Source organism: Kitasatospora sp. NEAU-CNBT7 (assembly GCF_057220535.1).
Genome location: NZ_JBXQQB010000017.1, coordinates 1 through 15,266, shown reverse-complemented (window position 1 = coordinate 15,266; position 15,266 = coordinate 1). Strand labels below are relative to the sequence as shown.

The following is a 15,266-nucleotide window of genomic DNA, read 5'->3' as shown; positions in this document are numbered from 1 at the left end:
CGGCTGCTCACGCACGGCGGCTCTCCTGCGCCGAGCTCCGCCGTGCGCCCCTCCCCGGTCGGAGGGGGTGCGGTCAGCGATGGGACCGCGCGTTCGGGGGGTGTGACCCTCCCCGTCAGCGCGAGTCGCTGCCCGCCGCCTCGAGGGCGGCGCGGCCTGCCTCCAGGCGCGCCACCGGGATCCGGAAGGGGGAGCAGGACACGTAGTCCAGCCCCACCTCGTGGAAGAAGTGGACCGAGTCCGGGTCGCCGCCGTGCTCGCCGCAGACGCCGAGCTTGAGGTCCGGACGGGTGGCCCGGCCGGCCTCGGCGGCCAGCTTGACCAGCGACCCGACACCGTCCCGGTCGATGGTCTCGAACGGGCTGACGCCGAAGATGCCCTTCTCCAGGTAGGCCGTGAAGAACGAGGCCTCCACGTCGTCCCGGGAGAAGCCCCAGACGGTCTGGGTCAGGTCGTTGGTACCGAAGGAGAAGAACTCCGCGGCCTCGGCGATCTGACCGGCGGTCACCGCGGCCCGCGGCAACTCGATCATGGTGCCCAGCTTGATGTCCAGCGACACCCCGGTGGAGGAGGCCACCTCGGCGAGCACCCGCTCGCACTCGTCGCGCACCAGCTCCAGCTCCTGGACGGTGCCGACCAGCGGGATCATCACCTCGGGGCGCGGGTCGCCGCCGGCCAGCCTGCGCTCGGCCGCGGCCTCCGCGATGGCCCGGACCTGCATCCCGAACAGGCCGGGGATGACCAGGCCGAGGCGGACGCCGCGCAGACCCAGCATCGGGTTCTGCTCGTGCAGCTTGTGCACGGCCTGGAGCAGGCGCAGGTCGTTCTCGTTCGGGTCCTTGCGGGCCTCGGCGAGGGCGACGCGCACCGACAGCTCGGTGATGTCGGGCAGGAACTCGTGCAGCGGCGGGTCGAGCAGCCGGACCGTGACGGGCAGTCCGTCCATCGACTGGAAGAGCTCGAGGAAGTCGCCCTTCTGCAGCGGCAGCAGGGAGGACAGGGCCTGCTCGCGGTCCTTGTCGTTGTCGGCCAGGATCAGGTGCTCGACCTCCTTGCGCCGCTCCTCGCCGAGGAACATGTGCTCGGTGCGGCACAGGCCGATGCCCTGGGCGCCGTAGCGGCGGGCGCGGTTGGCGTCCTCGGCGTTGTCGGCGTTGGCGCGCACCGCGAGCCGGCGGCGGACGTCGGCGTGCGCCATCAGCCGGTGCACGGCCTGGACCAGCCCGCCCTGGACGTCGGCGCCGGCGTGCAGGGTGCCCTCGAAGTACTCCACCACCGGGGACGGCAGCACGGGTACCTCACCGAGGTAGACCTTGCCGTTCGCACCGTCGATGGAGACCACGTCGCCCTCGTGCACGACCTGGCCGTCGGAGGTGGTGAACTTGCGGTTCTTGGTGTCCACCTCCAGCTCCTCGGCGCCGCAGACACAGGTCTTGCCCATGCCGCGGGCGACCACGGCCGCGTGCGAGGTCTTGCCGCCGCGCGAGGTCAGGATGCCCTCGGCCGCGATCATGCCTTCCAGGTCGTCCGGGTTGGTCTCCCGGCGGACCAGGATGACCTTCTCTCCGGAGCGGGACCACTTGACGGCGGTGTACGAGTCGAAGACGACCCGGCCGACCGCGGCGCCCGGGGAGGCGGCGATGCCGTAGGCGACCGGCTTGGTCTCGGAGGTGGGCGCGAAGCGCGGGAACATCAGCTGGGCCAGCTGGGCGCCGGTGACCCGGTGCAGCGCCTCGTCCAGGTCGATCAGGCCCTGGTCGACCAGCTGGACGGCGATCCGGAAGGCGGCCGCGGCGGTGCGCTTGCCGACCCGGGTCTGCAGCATCCAGAGCTTGCCGCGCTCGATGGTGAACTCGATGTCGCACAGGTCCCGGTAGTGGGTCTCCAGGGTCTGCATGATCGACATCAGCTCGTCGTACGACTTCTTGTCGAGCTGCTCGAGGTCGGCCAGCTGCAGGGTGTTGCGGATGCCCGCGACGACGTCCTCGCCCTGGGCGTTCTGCAGGTAGTCGCCGTAGACGCCCTGGGTGCCGGTGGAGGGGTCGCGGGTGAAGGCGACGCCGGTGCCGGAGTCCTCGCCGAGGTTGCCGAAGACCATCGAGCAGACGTTGACCGCCGTGCCCAGGTCGTTGGGGATGCGCTCCTGACGGCGGTACAGCCGGGCCCGGTCGCCGTTCCAGGAGTGGAACACCGCGTGGATCGCGAGGTCCAGCTGCTCGCGCGGCTCCTGCGGGAAGGCCCGGCCGGTCTCGGCGAGCACGATGCCCTTGAAGGTCTCCACCAGGGCCTTGAGGTCCTCGGCGGTGAGGTCGAGGTCGTTCTCGGTGCCCTTGGCGCGCTTGACCTCGTCCAGCGCGTCCTCGAACAGCTCGCCCTCGACGCCCAGCACGGTCTTGCCGAACATCTGGACCAGGCGGCGGTAGGAGTCCCAGGCGAAGCGCTCGTTGCCGGACTGGGCGACCAGACCGGTCACCGAGGCGTCGGAGAGCCCGATGTTGAGGACCGTGTCCATCATGCCGGGCATGGAGAACTTGGCCCCGGAACGGACGGACACCAGCAGCGGGTTGTCGGCCTGGCCGAGCTGCTTGCCCATCTCGCCCTCGAGGGCGGCCAGGTGCTTGCTGATCTCGTCGTTCAGCGAGCCCGGCTCACTGCCGGTCTCCAGGAAGACCTTGCAGGCCTCGGTGGTGATGGTGAACCCCGGAGGGACGGGGAGACCCAGGTTGGTCATCTCGGCGAGGTTCGCACCCTTCCCGCCAAGAAGGTCCTTGAGGTCCTTGTTTCCTTCGGTGAAGGAGTAAACAAACTTCTGCTCGGACGGCACGGGTCGGTCTCCTCGCACACGGTTGCCCTGACGCCGGAGAACATACCCATTTCGAAGGCGTTGTCGCGCCCCTAGCTGGACGTATGAGCTCTGTGCCGCCCAGCGACCCGACAGATCGAATGCCCGTCAGGGCGTTTACCTCTGTTGGTGAAATCGTCCGGCTGACGCGAGTGACGCTTCAAGTATTGAACGCAACGAAACGCCAAGATCACACGAACCGGACAGAGCGTAGCGGCGGGTGAACCACCGTGTTGCCCCGGCTTGATTTCCTGCATCCAGCGACGCCGATCCGGTGGAAAGCCCCTTCGGGAAGCGATTCACCTCCGCTCACCCCGCCGGAGACCCCTGACAAGGCGTCAATCGCCACGATATGTGGCAAGCGTCACGGGCGCACCTCAACCGTCGGGCGTAGCAGGACTGCGCCTTTCGTGGCATGGGGTGATGATCCAGCGACTCCGTGTAGGCGAAATCTGCCTCAAAGGAGCCCTCTTGGCCAGGTTGTCCAAGAGGGCAGGGCCGCGACGGCCTCCCGGTCGCCGCGGCCGATTTCGCCAGTACGTAGTACTCAGCCGCCAGAGGTGTCCGATTCGGCGTCCAGGCTGGGGAGGGCGCAGTCGTACGGATCGTCCAACCAGCCCTCGGGGAGGACAACACGATTGTTGCCACTCGTGCGCCCGCGCGGGCCGTCCGCGCTCTCCGGCCACAGTTGTGCCTGGTCAACCTGGTCGAGGGTGGTGCTGAGCTCGGCCAGCGAGCTGGAGTTGGCCAGCCTGACCCGCAGCTCGGAGCCGACCGAGAAGCCCTTGGTGTACCAGGCGACGTGCTTTCGGAAGTCGATCACACCGCGGGTCTCGTCCCCCATCCACTCACCGAGCAGCTGGGCGTGCCGGACCATCGAGCGGGCGACGTCGGCGAAGGCCGGCCGGGCCGGGTCCACCGCGCCCTCGAAGATCGACACCAGGTCCTTGAACAGCCAGGGCCGGCCCAGGCAGCCGCGGCCGACCACCACGCCGTCGCAGCCGGTCTCGCGCATCATCCGCACCGCGTCCTCGGCGCACCAGATGTCGCCGTTGCCGAGCACCGGGATCCCGGCCGGGACGGCCTCGCGCAGCCGGGCGATGGCCGACCAGTCGGCGGTGCCGCCGTAGTGCTGGGCGGCCGTGCGGCCGTGCAGGGCGATGGCCGCCACGCCCTCCTCGGCGCCGATCCGGCCGGCGTCCAGGTAGGTGAGGTGGTCGTCGTCGATGCCCTTGCGCATCTTCATGGTGACCGGGAGGGCGCCCGCGTTCGCGACCGCCTCGCGGAGGATCTCGCGCAGCAGGTTGCGCTTGTACGGCAGCGCGGAGCCGCCGCCCTTGCGGGTCACCTTGGGGACCGGGCAGCCGAAGTTCAGGTCGATGTGGTCGGCCAGGCCCTCGTCCGCGATCATGCGGGCGGCCTTGCCGACGGTGACCGGGTCGACCCCGTAGAGCTGGATCGACCGGGGCTTCTCGCTCGGGTCGAAGTGGATCAGCTGCATGGTCTTGGCGTTGCGCTCGACCAGCGCCCTGGTGGTGATCATCTCGGAGACGAACAGGCCCCGGCCGCCGCTCTGCTCACGGCACAGGGTGCGGAACGGGGCATTGGTGATGCCCGCCATCGGCGCCAGCACGACGGGGGGCCAGACCTGCATCGGGCCGATGTCCAGCGGCGCGAACTCGGTGGCGGCGGCCGGGGCGGGGTCGGGCGTGGTCGTCATGCGCGGCAAGTCCTCAGGGAGGGGGTTCGGGACTCTCCATTGTCCCCCACCCGGCGCAGCGCCCGGCCGGGCCGCCGCCACCGCCCTCCCGCTACCCCAGCAGGGCGGCCAGCCGCTCCCGGGTCTCGGCGTCCTGCGGGGTGTAGGCGACCACCCGGGCACCGGTGCGGGGGCCGAGCCACAGGTTGGTGTACTCGAAGCGCAGCAGCCCGGTGCCCGGGATCTCGAACTGCTTGAGCCCGTTGGCGGGCGCGTCCACCTCGTGCCGCTGCCAGGCCGCCTCGAACTCCGGCGCGGCCTGGGCCAGCCGGGCCAGCAGGTTCTTCCAGCCGGGGTCGGCGGCGTGCTCGGCCATCGCGGTGCGGAAGCGCGCCACCACGCTGCGCCGGGCGGCGTCCAGGTCGACCAGGTGCCGGGCGAAGGGGGTGTCGGTGAACGCCATCCAGAGCACGTTGCGGTCCTCGAACGGCACCCGGTCCAGGTCACCCGCCAGCACCGTGTACGCCCGGTTGTGGGCCAGGACGTCGTAGCGGCTGTTGAGCACGGCCGCGGGCAGCGGGTCGAACTGGTCGAGCACGGCCCGCACCGGCGCGGTGACGGTGAAGCACTCCGCCTGCGGGACCGGGTCCTCGGCCGCGGCCAGTGCGAACAGGTGGGCGCGTTCCACCGGGTCGAGCCGCAGCGCCCGCGCCACCGCGTCCAGCACCTGCACCGACACCTGGATGTCCCGGCCCTGCTCCAGGGAAGTGCACACCCGTCGGGTTATTTCCCTGGAGATTCGAACAGATGACCACTACCGTGCGACCGATGAGCACAACCGCGCTGGTCCCCGCCACGTTCCACCCTGAGATCCGGATTGCGATCAGCCTGCGTCTGTCCCGTGCGGACGACGCCTCTACCTCGCTGGACGTGCAGCGCAAGGCGTGCCACGACTCCATCCGGGCCGCCGGGCACGACCCGTCCAAGGCGGTCGAGTTCATCGACTACGGCGTGTCCGGCGCTACGCCGCTCACCGACCGCGAGGGCATGTCGGAACTCATGGCCTACCAGCCCACCCACGTGTGGGCGTGGAAGCTGGACCGCTACAGCCGTAGCGTGCGGGAGTTCCTGCACCTGGTCGAGTGGGCGGAGACCCCGAACAAGCGCGTGATCCTGGCCACGGCGGACGGCTCGCTGAACACGGGCACCCCCGGCGGACGCCTGATCGCGCTCATCCTGGTGGCGCTCGCGGAGTGGGAACGCCAGATGATGACCGAGCGCATCCTTGCCGCCCACCAGGAGCGGCGGGAACAGGGTCGGTGGATCTCCGGGTTCGCGCCGTTCCCGTTCATGACCGTGCGCGAGAACCCGAAGGCCCCGGCCTACCTGGACGCGGACAGCGAGATGATCCCGCTGGTCATCAAGGCAGTTGGGGAGTTGCTGGCGGGCGGAACGCTGGCGAGCACGTCCAAGCCGCTGCCGATCGGCCGCCAGCAGTGGAAGAAGCTACTGTCCGGCGTGACGCTGCGCGGGTGGCGCAAGCACAAGGGCGAGCTGATCGTGAAGGACGACGGGGTCACCCCGGTGCAGTTCGCCCCGGAGGTGCTGGACGCAGTGACCTTTGCGCGGGTGCAGCAGCGACTCAAGGAGCTTGCCCGCACGGAGAACGCACCCCGCTCGGACGCCCCATTCCTGGCCGGGTTCGTCGTCTGCGCGCAGGCCTGCGGCTTCAACGGCGGCAAGTCGAGCAAGAAGAAGGCTCTGTACAAGTGCGAGAACGGGCACGGGTCGATCATGGCGAGCATCCTTGAGCCCATGGTGGACGCCGCGTTCTGCGAGCGGTTCGGCGGCGAGCAACTGATGCGCGCCGTTCACACGGGCGGCATCGACCACTCCGGCGCGCTCGCCGATCTCGCGGCGTCTCAGAATCGGGTGATCGCTGCCATTGCCAAGGTCGAGGGTCCCGCGCTCGAAGCGTTGACCGCCAAGCTGACCGAGATCACCGAGAGCACGGCGCGGCTCACGGCCGAACACGACCCGACCGTGACCACCACGTACGTGCCGCTCGACTCCACCCTGTACGACGCGTGGGAGGGCAGCGACGAAGAGACTCAGCGCGTCCACCTCGCCGAGAAGGGGCTTCGGGTCACGATCCACCCGCAGGGCACACCCGGCGGGCGTGTCACGATCGAGTGGAGCAAGCCCCCGAGGGAGAAGCGCAAGCCCACCCGGCCGGTCACGGTCGCGGAGCGCCGCGCAATAGCCGCCTGACGGCCCGTACGGCGAAGCCAGAGCCCCGGCAGGTCCCACGAAGACCGCCGGGGCTCTTTCGTGCCCGCAGCAGGCCGCTCAGGGGCTCGCCGGTCAGCGGCGGGACCTCGGGTGACGTGGTGACGGTTCTCGGGCTTGTTCTGGTTCTCTCTGACATGTCTAGAGAGAACTGAAATCCGCCTCTCAACCGTCACCACGTCACCTCGCCGTGCCGGAGCAGCGCGGTGGGACCGCCAGGGTGACGGGGTGACGTTTGAGGCGGTGGTTCTGGTTTCTCTTAGATCCCGCGCAGAGAAGAGAACCCAGAATCACCCCGCTGAACGTCACCCCGTCACCTGCGTTGGTCGAGACGCGCACGGGCGCCGCCGCCGTGGCGGGCGGACGCGGACGGAAGATCTGCTCTCCCTAACCAGTGAGAGGCAGGAAGCAGCGTGTAGGAAATTTCTGGTCCCCCAACATGATGGGCCCGCGCTGTGCCGCCTGCGGGGCACACCTTGCCTCCCGGACTTCGGAGCCAGCGTGGCGGAGGTGACGGCGAGGGCTTCGCCGGCTGAGCGTCACAGGGGCGCTGACCTGGGAGTTGTGATGAGTGACGCCCTGGATGCCAAGTCAGGTATCCCTATGGAAGTCCTAAGGGGATAGCCGCCGGACCGCTTCGACCGTCATTCGTCACGTCGCCAAGTGAGACGCAGATCACATGTCCGAGATTGCCCGAATGCCCCAATATGCGGGCCATCTGCCCACTCTCCACAGCAGTAGAGGGAGAAACCGTCGGTCCCTACAAGCCCGGCGAGGGGAATTCGTCCCCCTCTCCTATCTTCGGGCCCTCGGCGTATCAGTCATGGCAACCAGGAATCCCGTGCACTCAAGTACCCGTGCGATCCCGGCCCAAGGAATCCCTCCCCGTCCACTACAGGGTGAGAGAGGAATCGTCCCTCCCTACTTGGGGCAGGACAAGCAATCGTCCCGCCCCACGTGGAAGCAAGGGACGCGCGACGACCGAGCAGACCCCACTGTCCGCCCAACCACCAACAGCCTTGGAGGCTTCGAGATGAACACCGACCACGCCCGTGCGCTTGAGCTGATCCGCAGCGCAGAGGCGATCGTTCTGCGGGCCCTGTCCGGCGATGCGGCGGCAGCCGGCGAAGCGCACCGCCAGGCCACCGAAGCCGCGCGCCTGCTGGCACCCACCCGGGACGGCGGTCCCTGCCAGCGCGAGGGCTGCCCCAACCGGGTCGTCAACCGCACGATCGGACGCCGCCGCCTCTACTGCTGCGACGCATGCCAGCAGGCCGCGTACTGGGCCCGCAAGGCGGACGCCGCGTAGCCGCCCCACCGAACATACGCACGTGAGTATGTCGGCACGTTGAACACCGTCACGTGACGATCTTCGCCCCTCCCGACCCGGGCAGGGGCTTTTCCATTCCACCCGACAGGTGGCCTACCGGAGGTAGCACCGTGATCGACCCTGGCAGCTTCGCCTACTCCTACGAGGACAGGGAGACCAAGAGGCTCCGTTTTCGCGCAGACGCTTTCCAGTACAGCGCCGCTATGGAGCGGCTTGCCGAGATGAAGCGCGACCGCCCCGAGCAGTACGACCAGATGGGCGCTGTCGCTCACCTGTCGCTCGGCCACTACGAGGCCGCGAAGGCTGCCGCCGTGCAGCTCGGCCGCGACGTCTCCGCCCCTACCGATCGTGAGGTCTGACCATGAGCAACGACGTTTCCCGAGCCGCTGACAAGCTCGCCAAGCTGCGCGCACAGGCCGACCGGCTCGCTGGTCCAGTGGCGGATGCCGAAGCCGCCCTGGTGGCCGCCCAGGAGGCTGAGCAGGCCCGCCGCGCCGAGCGCGCCGCCGAGTACGACCGCACATTCCTCAAGACGTGGACGGCGCAGGCCAGCGAGCGGTCCGACCGGGGCAATGAGCTGCACGCGGAGTTCCTTGAACTCCTGTCCGCCGAGCCGTGGTTTCAGGCGTACGTCGCACACCGTGCCGAGCGGTACAAGCGCGAGAAGATCCTGACCGCCGCGCAGAGCGCACAGGCCCACCTCGGCGAGGCGCGAACTGTCCCCGAACAGCGCTGGTACGACCTGCGCATCATCGAGGACGTCACCAGCGCTGTGGACAATGCCGCTGCGGCAATCGGCGCGGCCTACGCCGAGGAACTGGACACAGCCCGGAACGCCTACATCGAAGCGGCGGACTGACATGGCCGTTGACGCACTTGACCCCGGCCCGGACGGAACCTATCCGCACTTCCCTCGGGATGCGCGGGGGCGGCCCGTGTGGTCGGATTCCCCAACCGGCCTGCCAGTGCTAAATGGTGGGGCGCCGATGCCGCGCGGAGTCCAGCAGATGCGCGACCCGAGGAACCCCGGCCGGCTGCTGGCCGTGGACGTGACGCCGAGGCGACAGGACGGCGAACCGATCAACCCGCCGGTCTTCCCTCCGGGCGCTCCGGCATGAGGCGCTGGTCCGACACACGGCCAACCATCCCGCCCGCCGCTCACCAAGTGGGAGAACGCGTGGACCTTGTATAGCACTTGCCGCCGGGAAAGACAGCGGCCGACTTCGGATCCTTGGCCGTCGGTCCCAGACTGGCTCACTTTCGCGCCCACCAGGCGGTGAACGCCGTACCTCCTGCTGCCGTTGCCGTGACGAGCCACGGAGGGATGCGCTGGATAGTCAAGTGGATTCCACCGAACCGAAGCTCGAAGGCAGGTCGGGGTGTGCGTTCAGGCATGGCTGCTCCGGTCCAGGTTCCGCACTGGATACGCGGTTCTCAATGGGGTCATCGACTACTCCATTGGAGCGACGAATCTCCGATATGGCAAACACTCGCGCCCGCGAGTACGCCGAATGGCGGGCGAAATCAGGCCGCCCTCTATCTTCCGTACCCGTCAATCCAACTGAAATACCCCAAGCGTAACTTGATGAGACAAAAGGTTCTTATGCCGCGTAGACCCCGCCCCCCGTGCTCAGTCCCGGGTTGCCCCGAGCTGACCACGGGCGGACGCTGCCCCGCTCATGAGCGCGAGGCGACCAGGAACCGCCAGACGCCAGGCGGCAGCGCGTACGGCCCGAACTGGCCCAGGGTTCGCCGGGCTTACCTCTACGCGAACTCGTGGTGCCTGCTGTGCGGGCGAGTCGCCACCGTGGCGGACCACTTCCCGAAATCCCGAAAGCAACTTATCGCGGACGGCGTTGCCAACCCGGATGTACCGCAATACCTGCGCCCATTGTGCACGCCGTGTCACAACAAAGAGACGGCGAGAAATCAGCCAGGCGGATGGGCTGCGGCAAACGTCAAGCCAATTCGCCGCTGACCCGACCCAGGCGGGGTGCCCCCTGAGTCGTCTGAGATTGCACGGCAGGGAGGCAAAAAACTCTCGCCGGAGCTGCGGCCGTTTTTGGCAGCCCGCCGTGCCCGCCACGGAATGCGAAAGGAGACCATGGCCGACCGATACCGACCGAAACCATCAGCCGCACGGGCCCGAGAGGGAAACCCGTCCAAGACCGAAATCAAAGAGGGGGTGATTGTCCCGCGCGCCGTCCTCGCTGAACCCAACTGGCGAGAGATCTTCAAGGACTCACCGGCCACCGAGACGCAGCAAGCGAACATCCGGTGCAGGGAAGTCGCGTCCGCCGAGTGGCGGCGCGTCGTGCCGATCCTCGAAGTTGCCGCCGGTCTCGGCGAAGTGGATCACTCGACCGTCAAGGATCTGTGCGTCTGCGTCGCCCGGATCGACCAGGCCGAGCGGGACCTGTCGACACGCGGGCTCATGGTCACCGCCGAACGCGGCACAGTGAAGAACGGCGCTGCCACCATCGCAGCACAGTACCGATCCCAACTCTCCCGCTATATACGAGAGTTGGGGCTATCGCCGAGTGCTCGGGTGGCGATTGCCCCGCCGGAGTCCGGCGACGACTCCGATATCTGGGACTGACCGGTCCCGAGCACCATGACGGCCCCCGTCCCTTCCTCCCTCAGCGGGTGGTTGGGGCGGGGGCCCTTCGTCGTCCGCGCCCTACCCCAGGTAGGGAGTCGCCCGGTGCTCAAGGAAGTGCCGAAGCCGGAGTTGCTGGGTGTGGTGCATCGGCAGGTCGCCGATGTCGTCCGGAGCTACGAACTGGAGATCGGTCGACTCGTCGGAGATCCGGAGTTCACCGCCCGTGATACGCGCGGTGAAACAAACATTGAACTGTTGCCGCACCTCGCCATCCGAGTAGGAGATCACGTGTCGGGGATCGGTGTACGTGCCGACGAGTCCAGTGATCTCCACATCAAGGCCGGTCTCTTCGCGGACCTCCCGAATCGCCGTTCCCGGAAGAGACTCACCAAGATCCATCGTGCCGCCCGGCAGCGCGTACAGACCATTGTCGGTGCGCCGTTGGAGCAGGACGCGCCCTTCGTCATCCGTCACCACTGCGGACGCTGCCACCACCAGCCGGTTTGGCATGGGCGCGTTGGGATCGTCGTAGAACTCGGTGCGTGCCACGTGATCAGCTCTCCTCAACCGGCAGGGCGGCGTTCCACACTGCGTCGAAGCTCGCAGCATAGGTGTCAAACAGCGTCCCTGCCCCGGTTCGGCGCAGGTGCCAGACCGGCGCTCCGAAGGCGTTGACCCCCCACACATGGGCGTTTACCAGCACCTGGTCATCTGCGCGGTAGAGGCTGTTGTAGAGCGTGGTTCCGTGGGTGCGGATCTCGATGCCGGGCGTGCCGAGCAGCGGGCGGTAGTGCATGAGGGCGAGCCTGCACCGGGACTCGATGCCGTGGCCGAACCTCTCTTCTTCCCCGCGTTGCTTGACGTTCTCACTGTCGGCGGCGCCGAGGGCGATCCGGACCACGCATCCTTCGGCGGCGCGCTCACGAAGTAGATCGTTAAGCCGGGGATACGCCTCGTGAAGGAATACGGCAGCGTAGACCAGCACGTCGATGCGCTCCGTGGCCTTTCCGAGCAAGTCCACGAAGACGGATACCGGTAGATCGGCTCGCTGTTCGTACAGGGCGACCAGTTCAGGGCTTATCGCGCGTGCGGCGCGCGGCTGCCGCAGACTCGGCCACAGTGCGAACATGTCTTCTCCGAGGGCTTCGGCAGCCAAGCGGGCTGTACCTAACCGAGGCGTGCGGTTCTGATTGGCCCACCGCTCAACCGACTTGGTGTCCACGCCGGCTCTCTCGGCCAGGGCTGAACACGTCCAACCTCCCGACGCCATAACGTCTTTCAGTCTCTCGTTCGGCATCTCGTTTGTCTCCCCACACATCACGGACCTTTTGTAGGGACGTTCTACCGCACGAGGGACGTTCTGAAGTGTCCTTTGAGCGAGGTTCCACCGTCCCGGGTGACTGCCAGATCTTGGTGTCAACTCGGCGGAGGAGAGGAGCGGGGCCGATGGCGACGCGCAGGACGACCCGAGGGGCGATCTACCTACCCAAGGTCGGAGAGGTGGTCCGGGACCGCGCCCACCAGGGCGCGGAGGGCACCTACATGGGCACCGTGGGCGGCATGGTCTATCTCCGCCCCCGAGGGGGTGGGAAGGAGTGGGAGACCTACCCGACCGAGATCGAAGCTTTGCCGGGTGTGCCGGAGCTGATCCCTGTCATGCATCCGAGCGCCCCGCGCCGGGCGCCGGAGCTGATCGGGTCGTGAGGCCCTCTCGCCTGGTCATCATGGGTCGTGTGCTCCGGGCGCTGGTGACCGAACCGCGTAACACGGTCGCTTGGATGTGGGGTGCCCACATCCAATTCGCTTGGCCTGTAACGATGTTCAGTCCCTACCGAAGGACGCTTGCCCGGCGGATGAAGCTCCGCCGGAAGCTCGACCAGCAGATGCGCACTTGCGCCCGACTATCCACCGGCGGCGCTGATGCCTGATCCCTATGAGTCACCAGTGTTCGGCATCGGCGGCCTCTGGGCGGGCCAGCGCCGGGCCCGGACCGGGCTGCCCCCGCCTGTTCCGTGGTGGGCGCAGGGGCGGCCCGTGTGGGCCCCGGAGAACGAGGAAAGGCGCGCCTGTGGCGGTTCGCAAGCGGTACCGGTTTCTGAACTGGACCGTCACTCACGACAGCGCGCCCGACGCGCCCCCGACATGGCACATGTTCCGGTGTCTCGGGGAGGACGAGGACGGCAAGCCGTGCGGCGCGGAAGGGCCCGTGATCGAGGACTTCCAGGAAGCGCAGCGCTGGCCGTTCGAGCACCTGCGGGAACATCAGGACCACCGCAGCTTCGCGCATGTCGCCGAGGTGCCGTGGCTGATGATCCCCGAGGAGGAACCGTCGTGACCGGAGCCGACCAGGACGAGTATCGGCGCGCCCGGAGCGAGCCGGTCAGCCGGCGGGCCGCTTACGGGGTGTCGGTGGCTGCTGTGGTGCTGCTCGCGGTGACGTTGCTCGCGCTGGCCCGGCCGCACTGACTCAAGACTCCCGCTCCGGCCGTCATCCCTGGCAGGCAGCCGACCGGAGCGGGCTCCGCAACACCGCACGACCCGGACACCGACCGGCGGTCCGGCCCGACACGATGTGAGGAGTTACCAGTATGAGTACTCCGACCGAGCGCCCGCCGGGCGACACCGGACCCGGTACCACGCAGGGCACGGCGCGAAGCTGCGCGCGGCCCCGGCAGCGCACCAACTAGCGGCACCAACTAACCGACAGAAGACAGGAGTTCACGCATGGCATGGGGTAGGAGCAGCGGCGGGAGCGGCGGGGGCGGCAAGCACGGCGGGGGTTCCGGCTCCGGCTCGGGCGGCAGTCAGCAGGACGACTCCAGCAGCGGCAACAAGCACGGCGGTGGCGGGTCGGACGAGGGTGGTAACACCTCGGACGGCCAGGGTCCGGCGACGGGCCGCTAACCGGTGAGCAGCGAGCACGAAGCGGAGGCCGGTCGGACCCGGCTGGCCTCCGCGCTCATCGCCAACGGGTCATTGACTACGGACTGGCTGCCTGCCTACAACGCCGTGCCGCGTCACCTGTTCGTGCCTGACACGATCTGGCCGGGACAGGCGGACGGTGTGCGCCAGGGCGAGGCGATCAACAAGAGCATCAACCCCGCCGAGTGGTGGAACGCTGTCTACTCGGATGTACCGCTCACCACACAGTGGGACGACGGAGAGCATGCGGGCAGCACGCGCGGCACCATGCCCACGTCGTCCAGCAGCATGCCCACCATGGTGTTCTCGATGCTCAATGCCCTCAGCGTCGAGGACGGCAACACGGTGATGGAGATCGGCACCGGAACCGGCTGGAATGCCGCTCTCCTGTCCCACCACCTCGGGTCGGGCAGCGTCGTCACCGTCGAGGTGGACGAAGACAGCGCGGCCAGCGCGCAACGCCGCCTCGCCCGTGCTGGGTACTCGCCCGTGCCCGTGGTCGGGGACGGGGCAGAGGGGTACCCGAAGGCGGCACCGTACGACCGGATCATTGCCACCTGTTCGGTCGGGAGCCTGCCGTACACGTGGGTCGAGCAGTCACGGTCCGGCGGGGTGGTCGTCGCGCCGTGGGGCCCGGAGTACGGCGGCGAAGCAATCGTCCGGCTCGCGGTCGGCGACGACGGGAAGGCATCCGGACGGTTCGTCGGGTCATCAGCGTTCATGCGGCTCCGGCAGCAGCGCACCGACCAGCCGAACAGCCTTGCCTACCTTTCGGCGCCTTGGCCGGCTGACGGGGTTGCGTCCTCAACTTCACTATCCCCGGAGCTACTTGGTGGATGGCAGGAGATGTTCGCCATCGGGGTTCAGGTGCCCGGCGCGTTTCCCCTGATCGAGCGGTACGACGACGGGTCTTACACGCTGTGGCTGCACGACACGGCCGTCACGTCGTGGGCTACGGCCGACTGGGAGCCCGACAGAGAACGCTACGAGGTGGTGCAGTCCGGCCCCCGCAGCCTCTGGGGCGAAGTGTCCACCGCATGGCACTGGTGGGACGACCAGGGCCGCCCCGGGTTCAACCGCTTCGGGCTCACGATCACCCCGGACGGCCACACCGTGTGGCTCGACAGCCCGGACAACCCGGTGCCCACCCGAGCCTGACCCCGTACGCGCAGAGCCCCGACCCCTGATCCCGGTAGCAGCGGAACCAACATCAGGGTCGGGGCGTCGGCGCAGAATTCGGCAGGCGGGCGAGGGCAGTGTGACGGTAGTCTCATCTGCCATGGCTGACTCTCTCAACATCGAACGGTCCTCCGGCTTCGACGACGCCGACAACCTCGTGATCGAGATCCCTGCAAGCGTTTGGGCCACGCTGAACTCTGAGAACGAGTGGGAAGGGAACGAGGCGGACGGCGAGGTGACCTCCGGGTCGCTGAATCTCTGGAAGGTGAAGATCCGGATCGGAGGCTGACACCGGCCCTTCTGGCCCCGCCCTCTACTGGCCCTTGCTGGCTGGGGCGGGGCTTCGTGCTGCTCAGGCGGATGCCACTCCCCGAGTATCCCGAGGGGTGTACGGTTCGAGCCA

Annotated in this window: 16 protein-coding genes; 11 read left to right on the top strand and 5 right to left on the bottom strand. The window is 68.2% G+C overall.

The genetic code is table 11. The features are described 5' to 3' along the window. Positions 1–115: 115 nt before the first annotated feature. From ppdK to AC2TEW_RS21910, 3 genes are all read right to left on the bottom strand, one after another. Complete coding sequence (gene ppdK / locus AC2TEW_RS21920) at positions 116–2,824, bottom strand: pyruvate, phosphate dikinase (RefSeq protein ID WP_484625026.1); 2,709 nt, start codon at positions 2,822–2,824, stop codon at positions 116–118. Between the two features lie 565 nt (positions 2,825–3,389). Further along, on the bottom strand, positions 3,390–4,562 hold the full coding sequence (dusB, locus tag AC2TEW_RS21915) for a tRNA dihydrouridine synthase DusB (protein ID WP_484625025.1): 1,173 nt from the start codon (positions 4,560–4,562) through the stop codon (positions 3,390–3,392). 91 nt (positions 4,563–4,653) lie between these two features. Next, positions 4,654–5,316 (bottom strand): MmyB family transcriptional regulator, encoded by a 663-nt coding sequence (locus tag AC2TEW_RS21910; RefSeq protein WP_484625024.1) that lies wholly within the window; start codon positions 5,314–5,316, stop codon positions 4,654–4,656. Between the two features lie 53 nt (positions 5,317–5,369). On the opposite strand from AC2TEW_RS21910, the gene AC2TEW_RS21905 reads away from it, so the two are divergent. The 5 genes from AC2TEW_RS21905 (at position 5,370) to AC2TEW_RS21885 (ending at position 10,759) form a co-directional block, all read left to right on the top strand. Beyond that, positions 5,370–6,812 (top strand): recombinase family protein, encoded by a 1,443-nt coding sequence (locus AC2TEW_RS21905; RefSeq protein WP_484624314.1) that lies wholly within the window; start codon positions 5,370–5,372, stop codon positions 6,810–6,812. Between the two features lie 1,051 nt (positions 6,813–7,863). Continuing rightward, positions 7,864–8,139 carry a hypothetical protein gene (locus tag AC2TEW_RS21900; protein WP_484624313.1) on the top strand — a complete coding sequence of 92 codons (276 nt, stop codon included), beginning with the start codon at positions 7,864–7,866 and terminating at the stop codon, positions 8,137–8,139. 131 nt (positions 8,140–8,270) lie between these two features. Next, the gene (locus AC2TEW_RS21895) at positions 8,271–8,519 is read left to right on the top strand and encodes a hypothetical protein (RefSeq protein WP_484624312.1); all 249 of its coding nucleotides are present in this window, start codon (positions 8,271–8,273) and stop codon (positions 8,517–8,519) included. Positions 8,520–8,521: 2 nt separating this feature from the next. After that, positions 8,522–9,019, top strand: a complete 498-nt coding sequence (locus AC2TEW_RS21890) for a hypothetical protein (RefSeq protein ID WP_484624311.1) — start codon at positions 8,522–8,524, stop codon at positions 9,017–9,019. A 1,245-nt stretch (positions 9,020–10,264) separates the two neighbouring features. Beyond that, positions 10,265–10,759 carry a phage terminase small subunit P27 family gene (locus tag AC2TEW_RS21885; RefSeq protein WP_484624310.1) on the top strand — a complete coding sequence of 165 codons (495 nt, stop codon included), beginning with the start codon at positions 10,265–10,267 and terminating at the stop codon, positions 10,757–10,759. A gap of 81 nt (positions 10,760–10,840) precedes the next feature. Here the strand turns inward: AC2TEW_RS21885 and AC2TEW_RS21880 are convergent, their stop codons facing one another. Together AC2TEW_RS21880 and AC2TEW_RS21875 are read right to left on the bottom strand one after the other, a co-directional pair. Continuing rightward, the gene (locus AC2TEW_RS21880; RefSeq protein ID WP_484624309.1) at positions 10,841–11,311 is read right to left on the bottom strand and encodes an NUDIX domain-containing protein; all 471 of its coding nucleotides are present in this window, start codon (positions 11,309–11,311) and stop codon (positions 10,841–10,843) included. A gap of 4 nt (positions 11,312–11,315) precedes the next feature. Next, a complete protein-coding gene (locus AC2TEW_RS21875) occupies positions 11,316–12,059 on the bottom strand; it encodes an XRE family transcriptional regulator (RefSeq protein WP_484624308.1) in 744 nt (247 codons plus the stop codon). Positions 12,060–12,208: 149 nt separating this feature from the next. On the opposite strand from AC2TEW_RS21875, the gene AC2TEW_RS21870 reads away from it, so the two are divergent. The 6 genes from AC2TEW_RS21870 (at position 12,209) to AC2TEW_RS21845 (ending at position 15,152) form a co-directional block, all read left to right on the top strand. After that, positions 12,209–12,466: a hypothetical protein gene (locus tag AC2TEW_RS21870; RefSeq protein WP_484624307.1), complete on the top strand. Its 258-nt coding sequence runs from the start codon at positions 12,209–12,211 to the stop codon at positions 12,464–12,466. A gap of 364 nt (positions 12,467–12,830) precedes the next feature. Further along, positions 12,831–13,097: a DUF7848 domain-containing protein gene (locus AC2TEW_RS21865; protein ID WP_484624306.1), complete on the top strand. Its 267-nt coding sequence runs from the start codon at positions 12,831–12,833 to the stop codon at positions 13,095–13,097. Continuing rightward, a complete protein-coding gene (locus AC2TEW_RS21860) occupies positions 13,094–13,228 on the top strand; it encodes a hypothetical protein (RefSeq protein WP_484624305.1) in 135 nt (44 codons plus the stop codon). Before AC2TEW_RS21865 ends, AC2TEW_RS21860 begins: the two co-directional genes overlap by 4 nt. Positions 13,229–13,486: 258 nt before the next feature. Next, positions 13,487–13,666, top strand: coding sequence for a hypothetical protein (locus tag AC2TEW_RS21855; protein ID WP_484624304.1), 180 nt, complete (start codon positions 13,487–13,489; stop codon positions 13,664–13,666). Positions 13,667–13,669: 3 nt separating this feature from the next. Next, the gene (locus AC2TEW_RS21850; RefSeq protein ID WP_484624303.1) at positions 13,670–14,842 is read left to right on the top strand and encodes a methyltransferase domain-containing protein; all 1,173 of its coding nucleotides are present in this window, start codon (positions 13,670–13,672) and stop codon (positions 14,840–14,842) included. 121 nt (positions 14,843–14,963) lie between these two features. Next, the gene (locus AC2TEW_RS21845; RefSeq protein ID WP_484624302.1) at positions 14,964–15,152 is read left to right on the top strand and encodes a hypothetical protein; all 189 of its coding nucleotides are present in this window, start codon (positions 14,964–14,966) and stop codon (positions 15,150–15,152) included. Positions 15,153–15,266: the final 114 nt, after the last annotated feature.